This is a genomic window from Stenotrophomonas sp. 10N36 (assembly GCF_056395005.1).
This window is the reverse complement of sequence record NZ_JBFTIS010000019.1, coordinates 58,530-75,706: the sequence shown is the minus strand read 5'-3', so window position 1 is coordinate 75,706 and position 17,177 is coordinate 58,530. Positions and strand designations below refer to the sequence as shown.

The following is a 17,177-nucleotide window of genomic DNA, read 5'->3' as shown; positions in this document are numbered from 1 at the left end:
CGGCCTCAGCGCCTTCTTCCGTTTGCCCCGACGTTTCCGTCGTTGCGAGCCGCCCATTGTAGACCGGCTTATCTGCTTCGTCAACACCTTTTTTCAAGGCCGTTTCACCGAAGCGAAACGTTGTTGCCGATGCCGCTTCGTCGTTTGCCTCGAGAGGCTTTCGTCGTTGCGAGCCGCCTATTATGTCAGGCTTTTCGTTTCCGTCAACACCTTCTTTCGAAGGGTGTTGCCGTCGCTGCGGGTGGGTGTTCACTGGGGTGAAGACCGCGTCGCAGCGAGGGAGCGAATACTAAAGACTTCTGAAAATTCGTCAAGGCTTTTCTTCGATCTTTTTCATCGACGCGTCATCACTGCGTGCTGCTCATCTACAAGCGCGGCAGCACGCGCGTTGCGCGTGCTGCCGCAGGCTTGCTAACAATGCATGTCTTGTCGTCAGGGATGCATGTGATGTCTGCAGTAGCCAAGCGTTCGTTGTTGCGCGATATGTCGTTGCCTTCGTTGATGGCCGGCTTCATCACCGTGTTGGTGGGCTTTGCCAGTTCGGCGGTGATCGTGTTCCAGGCCGCACGCGCGATGGGCGCATCGCAGGCGCAGATCGCCTCGTGGATGTGGGCGCTTGGACTGGGCATGGGTATCACCTGTATCGGCCTGTCGCTGCGTTACCGCGTGCCGGTGGTGACGGCATGGTCGACCCCGGGCGCGGCCATGCTGGTGGTGGGCGCCGGTGCGGTGGGCTACAGCGATGCGATCGGTGCCTTCGTGCTGGCCGCAGTGCTGGGCATGATCGCCGGCTTCTCGGGGATCTTCGCGCGACTGATGCAGCGGGTACCGATGGCGTTGGCCGCGGGCATGCTGGCTGGCGTGCTGCTGCGCTTCGGGCTGGATGTGTTTGTGTCCATGCAGACGCAGCTGGGCATGGCACTGGCGATGTTCACCACCTGGTTGATCGGACGCCGGCTGTTCCCACGCTATGCGGTGATCGCCACGCTGCTGGTGGGTATCGCCGTGGCGGCAGGCCAGGGGCTGCTGCATATGCAGGACGTGCACCTGCAGCTGGCCACGCCGGTGTTCACCTGGCCCACGCTGTCGTGGGCGGCAGTGATCGGCGTTGCCCTGCCCTTGTTCGTGGTGACCATGGCGTCGCAGAACATCCCGGGGGTGGCGGTGATCCGTGCCTCCGGCTACGACACGCCGGTGTCCCCGGTGATTGGCTGGATTGGCGTGGCCAATACGCTGCTGGCCCCCTTCGGCGCATTTGGACTCAACCTGGCGGCGATCACCGCCGCGATCTGCATGGGCCGCGAGGCGCACGAGGATCCCGCGCGCCGCTACACCGCCGCAGTGGCCGCCGGTGGCTTCTATATCGTGGTGGGCCTGTTCGGGGCGACGGTGGCGGCCGTGTTCGCGGCCTTCCCCAAGGAACTGGTGGCCTGCGTGGCCGGCATTGCCCTGTTCGGCACGATCGCCAACAGCCTGTCGATGGCGCTGCGGGAAGAAGCCGACCGCGAGGCGGCCCTGGTGACCTTCCTGGTTACCGCCTCGGGGCTGTCACTGGCCGGGATCGGGTCGGCCTTCTGGGGGCTGGTGGCCGGGGGGATCTGCCTGCTGGTGCTGCGGCCCGCGCGCGCCTGAGCCGGATCAGGGATCCAACAGGAAGGACAACGCACCGATCACCACGATGTAAATGGCCATGCCGACCAGTACCGCCAACCAGCGGGTACCGCCCAGGCCAGCCAGTGCGGCGTGCTGGGCGGGCGCGTCACCAGGATGACGTGCCTCGGCCAGCGCGATCATCCGCTGGGTATGCCGCAGATACAGGTGATTGCCCACCGAACCGGCCGCGACGCTGGCCCCCAGGGTGATCACCAGCGATACGCTGTCGCTGACATCGATCAGGGTTTCCAGGATGGACAGGACGGTGAGCGCGCCGATCCACATGGCCGCCACCGCATACATGCGGCGGTACAGCATCCAGAACGCCCCGAACAGGAACGCGGGCCAATTCCAGGCGTTGGTGCTGGCCGCAGCGCCATCGGCTGTCAGGTCCAGGCGCCATTTACGGCGATAGACCGGGAAGTTGGCGCCGACGAAGGCGGCATATGCCTGCTGGCCAGGCGCCACGGATTCCTGCACTGGCAGGGCGGTGGGATCGAAGGCCGAGGCCGGCGCAGCGTAGGGATCCTGCGACAGCTCGACCGGCGTCGGCGCAGGCACCGCCAGCTCGGTCACGCCATGCAGGGGCTGCCACTGGGCCATGCCCTGGCGCCAGACCAGCGTGTCGGCGGTGATCTGGCCCAGCGCCAGCAACTGCTGCAACTGCGCGGCGGGCACGGGTCCCTGCCGTTGTTGCTGGTGATCGGCGTAGTACCACGGGGTATCGGACATGACTCGTTCCTTGAGGGAAAGGCACCGGTTCGCCCGTCCGGGCGTCCGGCTGACGGATTACAGGGGCAGTACGCGGAAGGTCTGGGTGAGCGTGTGGCTGGCGCCGGCAGGCAGCGTGATCACGTCCGGGCCGGCGTTGGCCGCCTCCAGGCAGACGTAGTTGCGCCAGCCCGCGCCGACGTCGGCCATGCCGGCCGCCCCCGCCTGGCCGGGGTTCCAGGCCACCAGCGAGCGGCTGCCCTGGGTGGTGATCTCGATGCGCCGCTTCAGGCCAGGGTCCTTGAGCACGTAGCGGCCGCCGGCGCCGGTATAGATGCGGTCGCTGCGGCCGGGATCGCGCGGGTCACGCAGGTTCCAGTCACCCTGCTGCACGCGCGGGGTGGCGTAGTTCTCGAACTTGTCCAGATAGGTAAGACCGTCCAGCCCCTGTACGTCCACGGCCGTGGCATCGTCCACCCGGAAGTAGTTGTGCAGGGCCTGGGTGAAGCTGACTGCCTGGCTGCCGGTGTTCTCGGTGATCAGGCGCTGCTCAAGCGTGCGGCCGATGCGCAGCTGCATGGTCAGGCGCAGGGCCAGGTTGTCCAGCGGCGGCGGGGCCAGGGTGAGCAGCACGGTGCCGTCGGCCTCGCGGCGCGCCTCCTTCACTGTCCACGCCACGTTGCGCACGAACCCATGCGAGGGCACGTCGGTGCCCTGCCCCTGTCGCCCGAAGTACGGCCAGCACACCGGGCTGCCGCCGCGGATCGGGGTGGGCAGCGCCTGCGCGCTGGGTGACAGCCACAGCACGTCCTGGCCGCCCTTGGGGACATAGGACAACAGCTGCCCACCGAATACCGAGATGGCCGCGCTGGCGAACGGAGTGTCCACCTTCCAGGCAGGGAAGCCCTGCACGGTGCCCAGACTCAGGCCCTCGATCTTGGGCAGGACGGCGTTGGGGCCGGCCGGGGACTGCACCAGGCGGGCGTGGTTGGGTGGCAGGGTGAACACGGTGGATGCGGGCATGGCAGTCGGGGAGATGGCGGTGGGAGGCGCACTGCGCAAGGCAGTGAGGATGCGTTGGCCGGCGCGGCCATCGGCGGTGGGCCAGCCGAGGCGCTGCTGCTCGACCTGGATGGCGCGGCGGGTGGCGGTGCCCACCATGCCGTCGGCGGCCCCGATGTCGTGACCGCGGGCCAGCAGCAGGCTCTGCAGTTCGCGACGCTCGCGGCGGCCGATGCCGGGGTCGTCGGTGGGCCACGCCGCCACGGTGCCCGCACCGCCGCGCAGGCGGTCGGCCAGGGTGGCGATGGCCAGTGCATAGCTTTCGGCGGCGTTGTAGGCGTAGATCGCGTCGTAGTTGCGGAACACCAGCCAGGCCGGCCCTTTGGCGCCGGTGGGCAGCAGCAGCGCGGCGTTGCTGTCGTCGGGCAGGCCGGCCGGGGCCAGCGCACCGCCGCCGACCGGGGCGATGCCCAGTGCGCGCCAGCTGGCCAGCGGTTTGCGCTGGGTGCGCCCGGCCAACGCCGGGTTGAACCCGGCGGGAAGGCGGACTTCGATGCCCCACGGCTGGCCGGTGCGCCAGCCGGCCTTGGCCAGGTAGTTGGCGGTGGAGGCCAGGGCATCGGGAATGCTGGCCACCAGGTCACGCCGACCATCGCCGTCCCCGTCCACGGCGATACGCGCGTAGGTGGACGGCATGAACTGGGTGTGGCCGAAGGCACCGGCCCAGGAGCCGGTGAGGCCTTCAGCCTGCAGGTCGCCGGCGTCGAGCAGCTTGAGCAGGGCGAGCAGTTCGCCGCGGAAGAACGGCTGGCGGCGACCATTGCACGACAGCGTGGCCAGCGACTGCAGCAGTGGGCGCTTGCCGAACACGCGGCCGTAATCGCTCTCCACGCCCCACACTGCCACGATGGTGGCCGGGTCGACGCCGTACTGGGTGGACACCCGGTTCAACAGGTCGCGGTGCTCGAGCAGACGCGCGCGTCCGTCATCGACGCGCTGGCTGTCGACCAGCGCGGCCAGGTAATCCCACAGCGGCGTGGTGAATTCCGGTTGCGCGTCGAGCAGCGGCAGCACGCTCAGATCGGGGGTGAGGCCAGCAGTGAAGCGGGCGAAACCCGCCGCACTGATGCCCTGCCTGGTCGCCTGCGGTTGCAGGGTGGCCAGGCAGCGGTCGAAATCGTCCTGCGGGGCGGCCGCGACCGAAGCACTGGCCAGACAGAGCGCGCCAAGCAGCCAGCGGAGGGAAGACCTCATTGGCGGGAATCCTTGCAGCCAAGTGAAGCAACATCATAGCGGCACGCTGCGGTGTGCCGGCGGGGAACGGTCGTTTCAGACAGCCTGCAGCAGGCGCAGACCGAACGCCGGCGCGCTGGCGGTCCAGCCGGCACATACGCGCAGCCCGGCCCGGGCGGCCAGTGCCGCGAACGAGTCCTCGGTGTACTTGTGGCTGTATTCCACGGTCATCGCTTCGCCGTCGGCGAAATCGAACGTGCGGCCGGCAACCTCAACCCGCTGCGCACGGGTACTGACCAGATCGGTTTCGATGCGCAGCCGTTCCACGCTGTAGCGCGCGCGATGCTGGAAGCCGTCGAGATCGAAGGTGCTGCCGATCTCGCGATTGAGTCGGGCGAGCAGGTTCAAGGTGAAGGCGGCCGTGACGCCGGCGGCGTCGTTGTAGGCCGCTTCGATCAACGCGGGGTCCTTGTGCAGGTCGATGCCGATCAGGGCCAGCCCCTGCGTGCCCATGGTCTGCCGCATCGCCTGCAGCAGCGCGACCGCCTCGGGTTCGGCGAAGTTGCCCAACGTGGAACCGGGGAAGAACAGCAGCCGGCGCGCGGGCTCGCGCTGTGGTTCGGGCAGCTGCACCGGGCCGGTGAAGTCGGCGCAGACCGGCAGCATTTCGATGTCCGGCAGGGCCACGGCCAGCCGCGCGATGCTGGCCAGCAGGGCCGCGCGCGAGATTTCGATGGGTGTGTAGGCCACCGGGTCGGCGAGCGCGTGCAGCAGCAGTTCGGTCTTGCGGCCGCTGCCGCTGCCCAGTTCGACCACGTGCAGGCACGGGCCGACCACGCCGGCAATGTCGGCGGCGCAGTCCTGCAGCAGCTGCAGTTCGGTGCGCGTGGGGTAGTACTCGGGCTGGCGGGTGATCTGTTCGAACAGCGCCGAGCCGCGGGCGTCGTAGAAGTATTTGGAGGGCAGCTGCCGGGGCCGGGTGGACAGGCCCTGCAGGATATCGGCGGTGATCCGGGCGCGATCGGGCTGCAGGTCGGTGAGCGCGTCGAGCGCGTCGGTGACGGTGCTCATGCCGGGTCCCGCGCCAGGCGCACGCCGGAGAACTGCCAGCGCGCCGAGGGCGCGAAGAAGTTGCGGTAGCTGGCGCGCACGTGCGCGTCGGGAGTGGCGCAGCTGCCGCCGCGCAGGATCCATTGGCCGTTCATGAATTTACCGTTGTATTCGCCGAGGTTGCCGGCGAAGGGGCGAAAGCCCGGATAAGCACCGTAGGCGCTGCTGGTCCATTCCCAGACATCGCCGAACAGCTGCAGGAGGGCGTGGTCGCCTGAAGGGGCGCCGCGCGGGTGAAGGTGGTCGGCGTCGGCGAAGTGGCCGTGGGGCGCGACGCCGGCGGCGGCCGCTTCCCATTCGAACTCGGTGGGCAGCCGCGCGCCCTGCCAGCGGGCGTAGGCGTCAGCTTCAAAGTAACTGAGGTGGCAGACCGGTGCATGCGGGTCCAGCGGGCGCCAGCCGCCCAGGGTGAACTCGCGCTCCAGCGCGTCATCCCAGTACAGCGGGTGCTGCCAGCCTTCGGCCTGGCACAGCGCCCAGCCCTCGCTCATCCACAGGCCCACCTCGGCATAGCCGCCGGCCGCGATGAACTGCCGGTACTCGGCATTGCTGACCGGGCGGTTGGCCAGGGCATGAGCCGGGACCAGGACGCGATGCACGGGCGATTCGTTGTCATAGGCGAACGCGGCATGGGCGGGCCAGGCGGGCGCGCCGATCTCGACGATCTGCTCGGGGCTGTCCTGCCAACGCAGCGGCGTGGCGGTGGCCTGCTCGTGCACGAGGTCGTCGCGGTACGCCGGCTGCAACGGGTTGCACCACAGCGCGTGCTTGATGTCGGTGAGCAGCAGCTCCTGGTGTTGCTGCTCATGGTGCAGGCCCAGGAGCAGCTGGTGGCAGGCCTGCGGCGCGAGCGCGTCCGCCTGCAGCAGGGCGATCACCTGCGCATCGACCCGCGCACGGTAATGCAGCACCTGCTCCAGCGAGGGACGCGAGAGCAACCCCCGCTGCGGACGCGCGTGCGCCGGGCCGATGCTCTGGTAGTAGCTGTTGAAGAGATAGTGCCACTCGGCATTGAACGGGACGTGGCCGGGCTGGCTGGCCAGCACGAAGCGTTCGAAGAACCAGGTGGTATGGGCCAGGTGCCATTTACTGGGGCTGGCATCGGGCATGCTCTGCACCATCGCATCCTCGGCGCTCAGCGGTGCCGCCAGCGCAACACTGCGCGCGCGGATGCTGGCGTAACGCGCCGCAAGTGCAGCGGCAGGGGATGTGGCGGCGGGCGTTGGCGAGGCGACGGCGGTGTTCATCGCGGTCAGGATCGACCAGCGCCGGTGAGCGGGACGTCATGGGAAGGCTCACGTGGCGTGACACGCTCAAGTTGAATACGCAGCGGCCGCTACCGGGAAGACCATCGCCTGCGTGGCCCGGTTTGCATCTGCAGCCCTGGCGCGCCGGCCTGCTTTCGTGGAACCGTTCTTGCCCAGTCACCCGCTACGCCAGCCCGGCCATTACCTGTTCCTGTTGCCTGCCCTGCTGGTGGGCATCGGGGTGTGGTCGGCCACGCCGGCCGACGAGGTGGGCAGTGCGATGCACCGCATCCTGCCGCTGGTGCTGACCTGCCTGGGCACCGGCCTGGGCCTGGTCTACAACCGCGTGCGTGCGGTGTGCCTGCTGCTGGCCATCGCGCTGGCCTTTGCCGTGCTGCACGGGCTGGTGGGCAGCTTCCTCAATACCGGCGCGGTCAGTGCGCTGACGCCGCTGGTGTTCCATGCGGTGTCGCTGTGGCTGCCGCTGCTGTTTGCGTTGCACGGGCTGTGGCCCGAGCGCGGCAGGATGCGCCAGGACCTGCTGCTGCGCGGCATCGCCAGTGGCGTGGCCGTGGGCATCTTCGCGCTGCTGGCGGCGCAGGGCCCGCAGGGCATGCATGACCTGCTGTCGAACCATCACTGGCCCTGGTTGCCGACCGGCTGGAGCCGCCTGGCCCAGGTGCCGACGGTCGCCTTCGTGGGGGCTCTGCTTGGGCTGGCGGTGCAGGCGCTGCGTCAGCCGCGTCCGCTGCATACGGCGATGCTGGTGGCCCTGCTGGTGGTGTGGGCGATGCTGCCGCGCGTGTTCCTGTCGCCCGCCCTGCTACCGGCGTTGGCCAGCACGGCCTTGCTGCTGCTGGTGTCGGCGATGCTGCAGGAGTCGTTCCACATGGCCTACCGCGATGAACTCACCGGCCTGCCTGGGCGGCGGGCCCTGAATGAGTGTCTGCAGCGGGTGGGCGCCACCTACACGATCGCGATGGTGGACGTGGACCACTTCAAGCGCTTCAACGACACCCATGGCCACGACAACGGCGATGACGTGCTCAAGCTGGTGGCCGCGCGACTGGCTGGCGTGGGCGGTGGCGGGCGGGCGTTCCGCTACGGTGGCGAAGAGTTCGCGCTGGTGTTCCTGGACCGCCCTGCCCCGGCGTGCGTGGAGGCGGTGGAGGCGGTCCGGGCCGCCGTGGAAGGTACGCGCCTGCAGCTGCGCGACCGCGCCGCGCGGGTCCGCGACGATGCGGTCGGACGCTTGCAGCGTGGCCGCGGCGGCGCCGGCACGGTGGTGCAGGTGACGGTGAGCATCGGCATGGCTGACAGCCGGGTGGGCGACAGCCCGCAGGCGGTGCTGAAGGCCGCCGACCAGGCGCTGTACGCCGCCAAGGATGCCGGGCGCAACTGCGTGCGCGCGCACGGCCAGCAACGGCCGGTGGCGGTGCGCAGCCGCGAGGCGGCTCAGGGCAGCGCGTCGAGGTAGAACCAGCGGCCGTCTTCGCGGACGAAGCGGCTGTGTTCCAGCATTTTGACCGCACTGCCGCCGCCCACCTTGTAGCGGGCGGTGAACTTGACCTGGGCGTGGTCCGGGTCGGTGCTGGTGTGCGTGTGGATTGTGAGGCCCAGCCAGCGGGTGCGCTGGGCGGGCGCTTCGTCCAGCGACAGGTCTTCCGGGCGCGTGGACGGATGCCAGCTGGCCAGCAGGTAGTCCGGCAGCTGCTTTACGTAGGCGCTGTAGCGCGAACGCATCAGGGCTTCGGCATCGGGTGCGGCGGCGCCTGCGTGGTAGACGCCACAGCAGGCGGTGTAGGCCAGCGGGCGGCCGCAGGGACAGGGATCGGGTGTGGTCATGGCGGTATTGTCGCGCGTTTGGGTGGGTACGCCGTGGGTGTTGGATGCGCCGTGGGTGCCGACCGTTGGTCGGTGCGTGCGTGCGGTAGCGGATGGCAGCCGACCAACGGTCGGCTCTACCGGGTGGGGTGAGGTGGATGCGTCGTGGGTACTGACCGTTGGTGGGTGCGTGCGCGCGGTTGGCGGACGGCAGCCGACCAACGGTCGGCTCTACCCGGTGGGGTGAGGGGCGTGCGCCGTAGATACTGACCGTTGGTCGGTACGTGCGTGCGGTGGCGGACGGCAGCCGACCAACGGTCGGCTCTACCGGGTGGGGTGAGGTGGATGCGCCGTGGGTGCCGACCGTTGGTCGGTACGTGCGTGCGGCGGTGGACGGCAGCCGACCAACGGTCGGCTCTACCCGGTGGGGTGAGGTGGGTGCGGCGTAGGTGCCGACCGTTGGTCGGTACGTGCGTGCGGTCGTGGACGGCAGCCGACCAACGGTCGGCTCTACCCGGTGGGGGGGTGCGGGCGTATGCTTGCGCGCCTTGTGTCGCGAAGTTGCTGCCGTGCTCGAGCTGGTTCCCCCTGAGCTGTTGTGGTTGGTGGCGATCGCCTTCATCGCCGGTCTGGTCGATGCTGCGGTCGGTGGCGGTGGGCTGGTGCAGTTGCCGGGTCTGTTCACGGTGCTGCCGCAGCACACGCCGGCGATGCTGTTTGGCACCAACAAGTTCAGTTCGATGTTCGGGACCGGTGCGGCCGCGTGGCGTTATGCGCGCAATGTGCGCTTCCCGTGGCGGCCGGTGCTGTTCGCGGCGGGCACGGCGTTCGTGTTTTCCTTCGCCGGGGCCACGGCGGTGAGCCTGTTGCCCAAGGACGCGGTGCGCCCGCTGGTGCTGGTGCTGCTGGTGGCGATGCTGGGCTACACGTTGTGGAAGAAGGACTTCGGCGCCCTGCACCGGCCGCGCGAGATCGGCCGCAAGGAGCTGGGCACGGCGCTGGCGATCGGGGCGGTGATCGGCTTCTACGACGGCTTCTTCGGCCCGGGCACCGGCAGTTTCCTGATCTTCCTGTTCGTCCGCTTCTTCGGGCTGGACTTCCTGCGCGCCTCGGCGGCGTCGAAGGTGGTGAACCTGGCCACCAACGTGGCGGCGATCTCGTTCTTCGTGCCGACCGGCAACATTCTGTGGCTGTTCGCCCTGCCGATGGCCGCAGCCAACATCATCGGCTCGGTTGTGGGCACGCGGCTGGCGCTGCGTGGCGGCACGCCGTTCATCCGCAAGCTGTTCGTGGGGTTGGTGGTGGTGCTGATCGCGCGGATGGGGTGGGATACGTTCGGCGGGTGACGCGTCGTCGCGTTGAGGGGTTCCCGTAGAGCGGGGCTCTGCCCCGCTGGTGTTGGTGCGGTGGTGATCCGGGAGCAGCCGACCAACGGTCGGCTCTACCAGGGGTGCGCGCAGCCGACCAACGGTCGGCTCTACCGGGGTGCGTTCAGGCGTCCTGCTGGCGGCTGCGTTCGGGCAGCTTCAGGCGCTTGGCCTCTTCGTCGTACTCGATCAGCAGTACGCCGGAGTCGTGGCGGCCGCTGATTTCGACGAAGCAGGCGCCGCCGATGAACGGCTCGAGCGTCATCACCGACTTCAACGGCGTGGCGACCACCATCTGGAAGCCGAAGTTCTCGAAGATGTTCATCGCCAGCGCGGTGAACTCGTTGTCGGCCTTGTCGAACGCTTCGTCCAGCACCACGGCGGCATAGCTGGGCAGCTGGCTTTCGGCGCCGCCCAGCTGGTAGCGCAGTGCCGCGGCCAGGCAGGTGGTGGCCAGCTTCTGCCGCTGGCCACCGGACTTGCCGGCGCCACTGCGGTAGATCTCCACCTGCTGGCGGGTGGCCGCATCCAGCTCGACGCCGATGAACTCCACATGCAGACGCACGTCGAGCACGTTCTCGCGCCAGCGGCGGTCCTCGCCCTCCTGCGAGCCCAGCCGCTTGACCAGTTCGCGCAACACGGCGAACTGTGCCTCGGCCACCTCGCGCTCTTCGGTCTGGTGGTGCGACAGCACTTCGCGCAGCTGCTGGTGGAACTCCAGGACCTCCGGCAGTCGCCGGTCGCTGAGCTCGATGGTGAGCAGGGTGCCGCGGTTGAACGGCACCTGCTCCAGCGAGGCATTGACCTCGTCCAGGCGCTGGCCGATCGACTTGCGGGCTTCGGCGCTGTGCCGCTGCAGGGCCAGCAGGTTGTTCTTGCTCTGGTTCTGCAGCAGGTCGAAGAAGCGCTCTTCGTGCTGCGGCAGGCCATCGCGTTCCAGGCGCTGCAGGCGGGCCAGGAAATCCTCGGCCGAGGCGACCGACGCGGTGAAGTCGCCGGATTCCTCCGGCCATGCCTGGGCGAAGCGCCGGAAACAGGCCACCAGCTGCGTCTCGACACGGTGGACGTCGTGCTGCGAGGCGGCGAGGCTTTCGTTGATGCCCTTGCTGATCTCGCGCATGTGCGCTTCCAGCGTTTCCAGGCTCAGCCCACCCAGCGCGTCCAGGCGGCGCTGCAGCCCGGCTTCCTGGGTCGCGCCGAGCGCCGGCAGTACCAGGGCGCGGCTGCGCTGGCGCTGGGCGTCGAGCTTGTCGCGTTCGCGGGCGTGCTGGGCAAGTTCGACGCGGGTGTCTTCGTAGGTACGGCGGGCCTGCGCGATGTCCGCGCGGGCCTGGTCGATCTGCTGGGCCAGGCGGGCCAGGTCGGCGTTGCCCTCCTTCAGCTCGTGCAGCGAAGCGGCAATGTCGTCCAGGCGCTGGGTCGCGGTTGCGACGTCCACTTCCTCCCACACGAAGTTGACCAGCTGGTTGCAGGCCAGGCGGCGGTCGTTGTCGCGGTCGCGCTGGCTGCGCAGCCGGACAACGTCTTCGTCGCAGGCGGCGATGCGTTGCGCCAGTTCCTGCGCTTCCTTGCGGAACAGCGCCAGCTTTTCGGTGTTGCTGAAGCCCAGCAGCCAACGGCGACGGTCGCTGATGGAATTGCGGTCGTCCTTCTCGAAGCGGTCGCCGGGGTGCTTGACCTGGCCTTCGCGGGAGATGCCGCGATCGACATCGCGCAGCTGCTTGGCATCGACGCACTCGTAGTCGTAGCGCTTGCCCAGCTCGCGGCGCAGCCACGGCTCGAACACGCTGTCGCGGAACTCCAGCTTGTGCAGCAACGAACGCGCCGACGGTTCGCGGGCGATGGCATCGTCATTGCGGCGCACGCGGTAGTAGGTCAACCGCATGCCCAGGTGGGTGCGATTCACCCACGCGTTGACCTCGTTGTAGTGCTTGTCTTCCACCAGCAGCGACTGCGCGAAGCCGAACAGCACGCGCTCGATCGCACCCTGCCACGCGCCATGCTCCTGGCGGACCTGGATCAGTTCGCCCACGAACGGCAGCGCCGCTTCGGGCACGCCGGTTTCTTCGGCCAGGCGGCTGCGCAGTTTCTGCAGCGGCGCGGGAATGCTCGACGGGTTGCGCTCCATCGCCTCCAGTTCGGCGCGGACATCGCCGAAGCGGCGCGTATCGTCCTGCTTGCCGGCCAGGCGTTCGGTGATGGCATCGTCCAATGCGGCCGCGGCCTGCTGGCGATTGTCCAGCTCGCCCTGGGCGCGGGCGATCAGCTGGGCGAAGCCGTGCGCATCGTCGGGCACCGTCTCCTGCAGCTTCTCTGCCGCCTGCCGGGCCTGGTCATGCTTGGCCTGGCGGCGGTCGCGCTCGGCCTGGGCGCGGCCTTGCTCGCGTTCCAGTTCTTCGATGCGCTCGCCACCCTGTTGGCGCCGCTGCAGCTCCAGCCCGGCCAGGTGTTCTTCGTGGTTGCCCAGCGTCTGGCGACGCTGGGTTTCTTCGCCCAGCAGCCCGCGGTGGCGCACGTCGATATCGTGCAGGCGCTTTTCCAGCAGCTGCTGCAGGCGCGATTCGCGGAAGCTGTCCAGCCCGAGCTTCAGGGTTTCCTCATCGGCGCGCTGCAGATTCATCGCCTTCAGCTCGGCGTGCAACGAACGCGCGGGCAGCAGCGTTTCCACCTGGCGGCGGGCGGTGACCACCGACTTGTGCGCGCCATCGAGTTCGGCGAAGTCGCTGACCAGCCGTTCGGAGGCGTCGAACGTCTTGGGCGTGTCCAGCATGAAGTCGCGCAGGAAGACGTTGAGGTCGCCCAGGTTCTTGGCCGACTGCGTCTTGTGCAGCAGGCGCAGCGCCATTTCATTGTCGATGCCCAGCAGGTGCCGGAAGCGCTCGGCGTAGCCAACGAAGCTGTCGAAGTGGTGCACGTCGCCCAGGCGCTGCTTGAGCTTGCGCAGGTCCAGGTCGAAGCCGCCCAGGTCCTTGGCGATGTCGAACGGCCGCTCGGCGATCAGGTAGTGCTTGCGCACGTCAGCGGCGGCCGCGCCGTTGCCGGCGATCCAGAACAGGCGCACCAGGCTGACCACGCGGCCATCGCCGGCGCGGTACTCCAGCACCAGCGCGGTCCAGGTGGCGCCCTTGCGCAGGTACTGGGTGGCAATTTCGCCAGTGCCCCGGTCCTGCTGGTCGGCCCACGCGCCGCGCACGTAGGACACCAGGTTACGGTCGCGGCCACTGCGTTCGGCTTCGCGCGCGGCGGCGTTGAAGTCGACGATCGACGGCGGCACCAGCATGGCCGACATGGCATCGAGCAGGGTCGACTTGCCCGAGCCCGAGCGGCCCACGAACAGGAAGCCGCGCTCGGCGATCGGCACTTCGGTCAGGCCGTTGAAGGTGCCCCAGTTGTGTACCTGCAGGCGGCGCATGCGGAACTGCTGCAACCGCGGATCGGGCAGCCCGTCGTTGAACAGGGCGGGGGTGTGCTTGGAAATGGCCATGCGTTATCGGTGGTCCGTTCAGGCTTTTGCTGCGGGGGTGTCGCGCAACTGGCGGTACACGTTGGACAGCGCGGAGACGTCTTCGGCGGAGAACAGCAGCTTCAATGCCGGCGACACTTCGTGGCGGTCGTCCTGGCCGGCAAGCCGGGTCAGGATGTGGTTTTCCTTCATCTTCTGCACCGCCGCGGCCACGCGACGATTGAAGCCGGCGCGGTCGGTGGAGAGGTTCTTTTCGTAGATGGCCAGGGCCTCGGCCATCTCGGTGTCGGCCACCACCGCGCGGTTGCCGCGCGCATCGGCTTCGGCCAGCTGCTGGCGCAGGTACAGCAGCAGCACCGAGTCGATGAAGGTCAACGGTGAGCTGCGCAGCAGCACCGGCGCGTCGATGTCTTCGGTGTCGGCCTGGCGGGTGAAGGCCACGCCGCTGTCGCGGTCCAGCACCAGTTCCAGGAACAGGTCGGCCAGCGCCGAGCGGATGGCCGCCTCGCTGCGGATCAGGGCCGGCCACAGCTTGGCGTGGCGCAGCTGGTCGATGCTGGGACCGATCAGCAGCTGGCACAGCGCGCGGCGCCCATCCAGCGGCAGCCGCCCGGTGTCGCCCAGGTAGAACACGTCATTGCTCCGCCGCGGCAGCGGCGTTACCACCACCGGTTCGGCGTCGTGATCGTCTGCGGCGCCATCGGTGGGCGCGACGTCATGGGAATCTTCATGCCAGTTCATGGCGTTTCTCCTGGGTGAACCAAACCAGCGGGATGCGGGCGCGTCGCCACTGTCCATCGCCGCCACGCCAATGGGCGGTTTCCTGTTCGCCGTCCACCACGGTGCCGTGGCGGGTGCCCAGCGACAGGTAGCCGATCACGCTGCCCAGCCCCTGCGGCGCTTCGCGCTGCGACAGGGCCTGGGCGATGCTCAATTTCGGTTGCGCGCCCAGCAGTTCGTGCAGGTCGCGGCGCAGGGTGCGGAAGTCGATTTCCGACGACGCCACCAGGTCGCCGACGCTTTCCAGGCTGATGCTGGCCGCGTCGTTGCGCTGCACGCTGCCGTCCACCTGCGCGCTGCGCGGGTCGTGCAGCTTCCACTGCGACCACGAGCGCAGGCGGCTGGTGGTGAGCTGCAGGTCGCGGCCGATCGGGCGCTGGGCGGAGAATTCATCGCGCAGCGCCAACGCTTCGGACTGGGCCTGCTTGAGCAGCTGGTTGAGCCGGCGCTGTTCCAGGTAGCCACGGCTCTGCACGAACCCGCGCAGGCTGCGCGCGAAGTGCTGCAGCACGTCGTGGACCTGGCCGCCGCGGTCGAGCATGGTGCCGGTGAAGCCGCGCAGGAAGGCGCGCTCGTTGCGGTCCAGCTTGCGCGCGAAGCCACGTGCCAGCACGGCCTCCAGCGCAGCATCGAGCTGGGCGCTCTGCTCGGCATCGTTGAGCAGGCGCCAGAACGCCTGGAAGCTGCGCCCGGCGTCGCTGTCGCCGATCACATCCACGCCCTCGAACAACTTGGAGAGCACGTCGCCGCGCTCGCTTTCGTCGTCGATGATGCGTTCGCGGAATTCGCGGTTGAGGCGCTCGAAGTCGTCGCGCACGCGGCGGAAGTCTTCGGTGAGGTCGTCGGCCAGGCCGATGATCTGGCGCGCACGTTCCAGCGCGCGCTTGCCATCCAGCGCCACCACCCGGCCCTCGCCCACCCGAGCGATCTCCGCGTCGATGCGGTCGCGTTCGTCGCGCAGTGCCGACAGCCGCGCATCCGGGTTGGATTCGGTCTGCGCGGCCAGCTGCGAGAGCTGCTCGATCACCAGCGCCAGGCGGCTTTCGGTGGCAGCCACGCGGCTCTGCTCCAGGCTGTCGGCGAACCGGATGGCCTGCAGCGCCTGGGTGGACAGCTCGTACTGCTCCTGGTCGGCGCCGTCGGGCAGGCGCCGCTCCAGCCAGCCCTGGGCCAGCCAGTGGGCGATGTAGGCCTGGGCGGTGCGCGGCAGCTCACGCGAGAGTTCCTCGCCGTTGAGCTGGTCCAGCGCGCGCTGCAGGCGTTCATGCAGGGCGGCGGCCGGCAGCGTGCGCTCGCCATCCATCAGCAGGCTCTGCAGCAGGCCGATGATTTCCGGGGCGTTGGCCGCGGCCAGCAGCTTCCACTGGGGCTGTTCGCGCAGGGTGCGGTAACGGGTGATGCGTTCGCGGTGCTTCATGCAGCCAGGACATCCGGAAGAACACCGCGCGGCCGGACGCCGCGCAGCAGGAAGGGAACCGACCCGGCACGATGGTGCCGGGCGCGCGGCAGGTTCAGCGCTTGCCGCCCACTTCGATGAAGCGCAGGAACTCGGCGCGGGTGCGGGCGTCCTCGCGGAAGCTGCCCAGCATCTTGGAGGTGACCATGCTGACGCCGCGCTTGTGGATGCCGCGGGTGGTCATGCACTCGTGCGCACCTTCCACCACCACGCCCACACCCACCGGCTGCAGCACGTCCTGGATGCACTGGGCGATCTGCGCGGTCATCTTTTCCTGCACCTGGAAGCGGCGTGCGTAGGCTTCGACCACGCGGGCCAGCTTGCTGATGCCCACCACCTTGCCAGCCGGCAGGTAGCCCACGTGCACGCGGCCGATGATCGGGGCCATGTGGTGCTCGCAGTGGCTTTCGTACTCGATGTCGCGCAGCACGATCAGTTCGTCGTAGCCGGCCACTTCCTCGAAGGTGCGCTCCATGTAGGCGCGCGGGTCGTCGCGGTAGCCGCTGAACCAGTCGCCGTAGGCTTCGGCCACGCGCCGCGGGGTATCCAGCAGGCCTTCGCGGGTGGGGTCTTCACCGGCCCAGCGCAGCAGGGTGCGCACGGCCGATTCGGCATCGGCCTGGGTGACCGGGGTGGCGTCGTTGTCTTTCTTGCTCATTACATACAGCACCCGAAGGGGGGCGAGCATCGTACCCGACAGAGCCCTCGGGCGTCCCACGCCACCGGCCCGGGACCCGCCCGGGCGGACCCGGCGTTGGGCCGCGGTTGGGCTGGGGGTATTGATAGGATGGAAATTAGTAGTATCCTATCGATCTGCCATGAAACGTACCCTCGACGAACGTACCCAGCTGCAGATGCAGCTCAGCTCCGGCCTGCTTTACGCAGGGCGGCAGTGGCAGCGCCTGGCCGACCAGGCCTTGGGCAGCTACGGCATTTCTGCGGCGTGCACCATGCCGCTGCTGATGATCGGGCGCGCCGGCGGGGGTATCCGCCAGGTCACCCTGGCCCAGCAGCTGGGCATGGAAGGTCCGTCCCTGGTGCGCCTGCTGGACAAGCTCTCGGCCAGCGACCTGGTCCGCCGCGAGTGCGATGCCAGCGACCGCCGCGCCAACCTGCTGTGGCTTACCGACAAGGGCGAAGCGCTGGTAAGCCAGCTGGAGACCCAGCTGATCGGGCTGCGCCAGGACGTGTTCGGTGCGCTGTCCGTGGACGAACTGCGCACCGTGCTGAAGCTGTGGCAGCTGCTGGCCGATGCGGCAGACCGCGTGACGTAAGCGTTGCCCGGTGTGTGCCGGTCCGGTGTGGTGCCGCGTACGGCATGACGTACGACG

Annotated in this window: 14 protein-coding genes; 5 read left to right on the top strand and 9 right to left on the bottom strand. The window is 68.8% G+C overall.

Features of this window, described 5'->3' with window-relative positions; genetic code table 11:
* Positions 1–415 (top strand): hypothetical protein (locus AC1DCJ_RS16945; protein WP_478071461.1); only part of this gene is annotated, 415 nt, incomplete at its 5' end.
* Between the two features lie 32 nt (positions 416–447).
* A complete protein-coding gene (locus tag AC1DCJ_RS16940) occupies positions 448–1,632 on the top strand; it encodes a benzoate/H(+) symporter BenE family transporter (RefSeq protein WP_478071460.1) in 1,185 nt (394 codons plus the stop codon).
* A 6-nt stretch (positions 1,633–1,638) separates the two neighbouring features.
* Here the strand turns inward: AC1DCJ_RS16940 and AC1DCJ_RS16935 are convergent, their stop codons facing one another.
* The 4 genes from AC1DCJ_RS16935 to egtB all read right to left on the bottom strand — a co-directional run bounded on the left by AC1DCJ_RS16935 (position 1,639) and on the right by egtB (position 6,956).
* Positions 1,639–2,385, bottom strand: a complete 747-nt coding sequence (locus tag AC1DCJ_RS16935) for a GYF domain-containing protein (protein ID WP_478071459.1) — start codon at positions 2,383–2,385, stop codon at positions 1,639–1,641.
* 57 nt (positions 2,386–2,442) lie between these two features.
* Positions 2,443–4,620: a lytic murein transglycosylase gene (locus AC1DCJ_RS16930; RefSeq protein WP_478071458.1), complete on the bottom strand. Its 2,178-nt coding sequence runs from the start codon at positions 4,618–4,620 to the stop codon at positions 2,443–2,445.
* Between the two features lie 75 nt (positions 4,621–4,695).
* Positions 4,696–5,670 carry an L-histidine N(alpha)-methyltransferase gene (gene egtD, locus AC1DCJ_RS16925; protein WP_478071457.1) on the bottom strand — a complete coding sequence of 325 codons (975 nt, stop codon included), beginning with the start codon at positions 5,668–5,670 and terminating at the stop codon, positions 4,696–4,698.
* On the bottom strand, positions 5,667–6,956 hold the full coding sequence (gene egtB / locus AC1DCJ_RS16920) for an ergothioneine biosynthesis protein EgtB (protein ID WP_478071456.1): 1,290 nt from the start codon (positions 6,954–6,956) through the stop codon (positions 5,667–5,669). The genes egtD and egtB overlap by 4 nt, the downstream gene beginning before the upstream one ends.
* Before the next feature lie 169 nt (positions 6,957–7,125).
* Between egtB and AC1DCJ_RS16915 the strand changes: the two genes are divergently transcribed.
* Positions 7,126–8,433 carry a GGDEF domain-containing protein gene (locus tag AC1DCJ_RS16915; protein WP_478071455.1) on the top strand — a complete coding sequence of 436 codons (1,308 nt, stop codon included), beginning with the start codon at positions 7,126–7,128 and terminating at the stop codon, positions 8,431–8,433.
* Here AC1DCJ_RS16915 and AC1DCJ_RS16910 read toward each other — a convergent pair.
* Positions 8,412–8,801 carry a YchJ family metal-binding protein gene (locus AC1DCJ_RS16910; RefSeq protein ID WP_448136805.1) on the bottom strand — a complete coding sequence of 130 codons (390 nt, stop codon included), beginning with the start codon at positions 8,799–8,801 and terminating at the stop codon, positions 8,412–8,414. The genes AC1DCJ_RS16915 and AC1DCJ_RS16910 overlap by 22 nt on opposite strands.
* A 548-nt stretch (positions 8,802–9,349) precedes the next feature.
* On the opposite strand from AC1DCJ_RS16910, the gene AC1DCJ_RS16905 reads away from it, so the two are divergent.
* Entirely contained in the window at positions 9,350–10,126 is a 777-nt protein-coding gene (locus tag AC1DCJ_RS16905; RefSeq protein ID WP_038691622.1) for a sulfite exporter TauE/SafE family protein, read from the top strand.
* Positions 10,127–10,271: 145 nt separating this feature from the next.
* Here AC1DCJ_RS16905 and AC1DCJ_RS16900 read toward each other — a convergent pair whose 3' ends face one another.
* The 4 genes from AC1DCJ_RS16900 to folE form a co-directional block, all read right to left on the bottom strand.
* Positions 10,272–13,631 (bottom strand): ATP-binding protein, encoded by a 3,360-nt coding sequence (locus tag AC1DCJ_RS16900; RefSeq protein ID WP_478071454.1) that lies wholly within the window; start codon positions 13,629–13,631, stop codon positions 10,272–10,274.
* A gap of 18 nt (positions 13,632–13,649) precedes the next feature.
* The gene (locus tag AC1DCJ_RS16895; protein ID WP_038691618.1) at positions 13,650–14,351 is read right to left on the bottom strand and encodes a DUF4194 domain-containing protein; all 702 of its coding nucleotides are present in this window, start codon (positions 14,349–14,351) and stop codon (positions 13,650–13,652) included.
* Entirely contained in the window at positions 14,338–15,807 is a 1,470-nt protein-coding gene (locus AC1DCJ_RS16890; RefSeq protein WP_137191509.1) for a DUF3375 domain-containing protein, read from the bottom strand. Before AC1DCJ_RS16890 ends, AC1DCJ_RS16895 begins: the two co-directional genes overlap by 14 nt.
* A 94-nt stretch (positions 15,808–15,901) precedes the next feature.
* Positions 15,902–16,504 (bottom strand): GTP cyclohydrolase I FolE, encoded by a 603-nt coding sequence (gene folE / locus AC1DCJ_RS16885; RefSeq protein ID WP_038691614.1) that lies wholly within the window; start codon positions 16,502–16,504, stop codon positions 15,902–15,904.
* A 160-nt stretch (positions 16,505–16,664) separates the two neighbouring features.
* On the opposite strand from folE, the gene AC1DCJ_RS16880 reads away from it, so the two are divergent.
* On the top strand, positions 16,665–17,120 hold the full coding sequence (locus tag AC1DCJ_RS16880) for a MarR family winged helix-turn-helix transcriptional regulator (protein ID WP_137191508.1): 456 nt from the start codon (positions 16,665–16,667) through the stop codon (positions 17,118–17,120).
* The last annotated feature ends 57 nt before the right edge of the window (positions 17,121–17,177 follow it).

Bases quoted from the DNA above. Each gene is read 5' to 3' on its own strand.
- AC1DCJ_RS16880 (WP_137191508.1), top strand. From the start codon at position 16,665: ATGAAACGTACCCTCGACGAACGTACCCAGCTGCAGATGCAGCTCAGC.
- AC1DCJ_RS16895 (WP_038691618.1), bottom strand. From the start codon at position 14,351: ATGAACTGGCATGAAGATTCCCATGACGTCGCGCCCACCGATGGCGCC.
- AC1DCJ_RS16935 (WP_478071459.1), bottom strand. From the start codon at position 2,385: ATGTCCGATACCCCGTGGTACTACGCCGATCACCAGCAACAACGGCAG.
- folE (WP_038691614.1), bottom strand. From the start codon at position 16,504: ATGAGCAAGAAAGACAACGACGCCACCCCGGTCACCCAGGCCGATGCC.
- AC1DCJ_RS16890 (WP_137191509.1), bottom strand. From the start codon at position 15,807: ATGAAGCACCGCGAACGCATCACCCGTTACCGCACCCTGCGCGAACAG.
- egtB (WP_478071456.1), bottom strand. From the start codon at position 6,956: ATGAACACCGCCGTCGCCTCGCCAACGCCCGCCGCCACATCCCCTGCC.
- AC1DCJ_RS16930 (WP_478071458.1), bottom strand. From the start codon at position 4,620: ATGAGGTCTTCCCTCCGCTGGCTGCTTGGCGCGCTCTGTCTGGCCAGT.
- egtD (WP_478071457.1), bottom strand. From the start codon at position 5,670: ATGAGCACCGTCACCGACGCGCTCGACGCGCTCACCGACCTGCAGCCC.
- AC1DCJ_RS16940 (WP_478071460.1), top strand. From the start codon at position 448: ATGTCTGCAGTAGCCAAGCGTTCGTTGTTGCGCGATATGTCGTTGCCT.
- AC1DCJ_RS16910 (WP_448136805.1), bottom strand. From the start codon at position 8,801: ATGACCACACCCGATCCCTGTCCCTGCGGCCGCCCGCTGGCCTACACC.
- AC1DCJ_RS16900 (WP_478071454.1), bottom strand. From the start codon at position 13,631: ATGGCCATTTCCAAGCACACCCCCGCCCTGTTCAACGACGGGCTGCCC.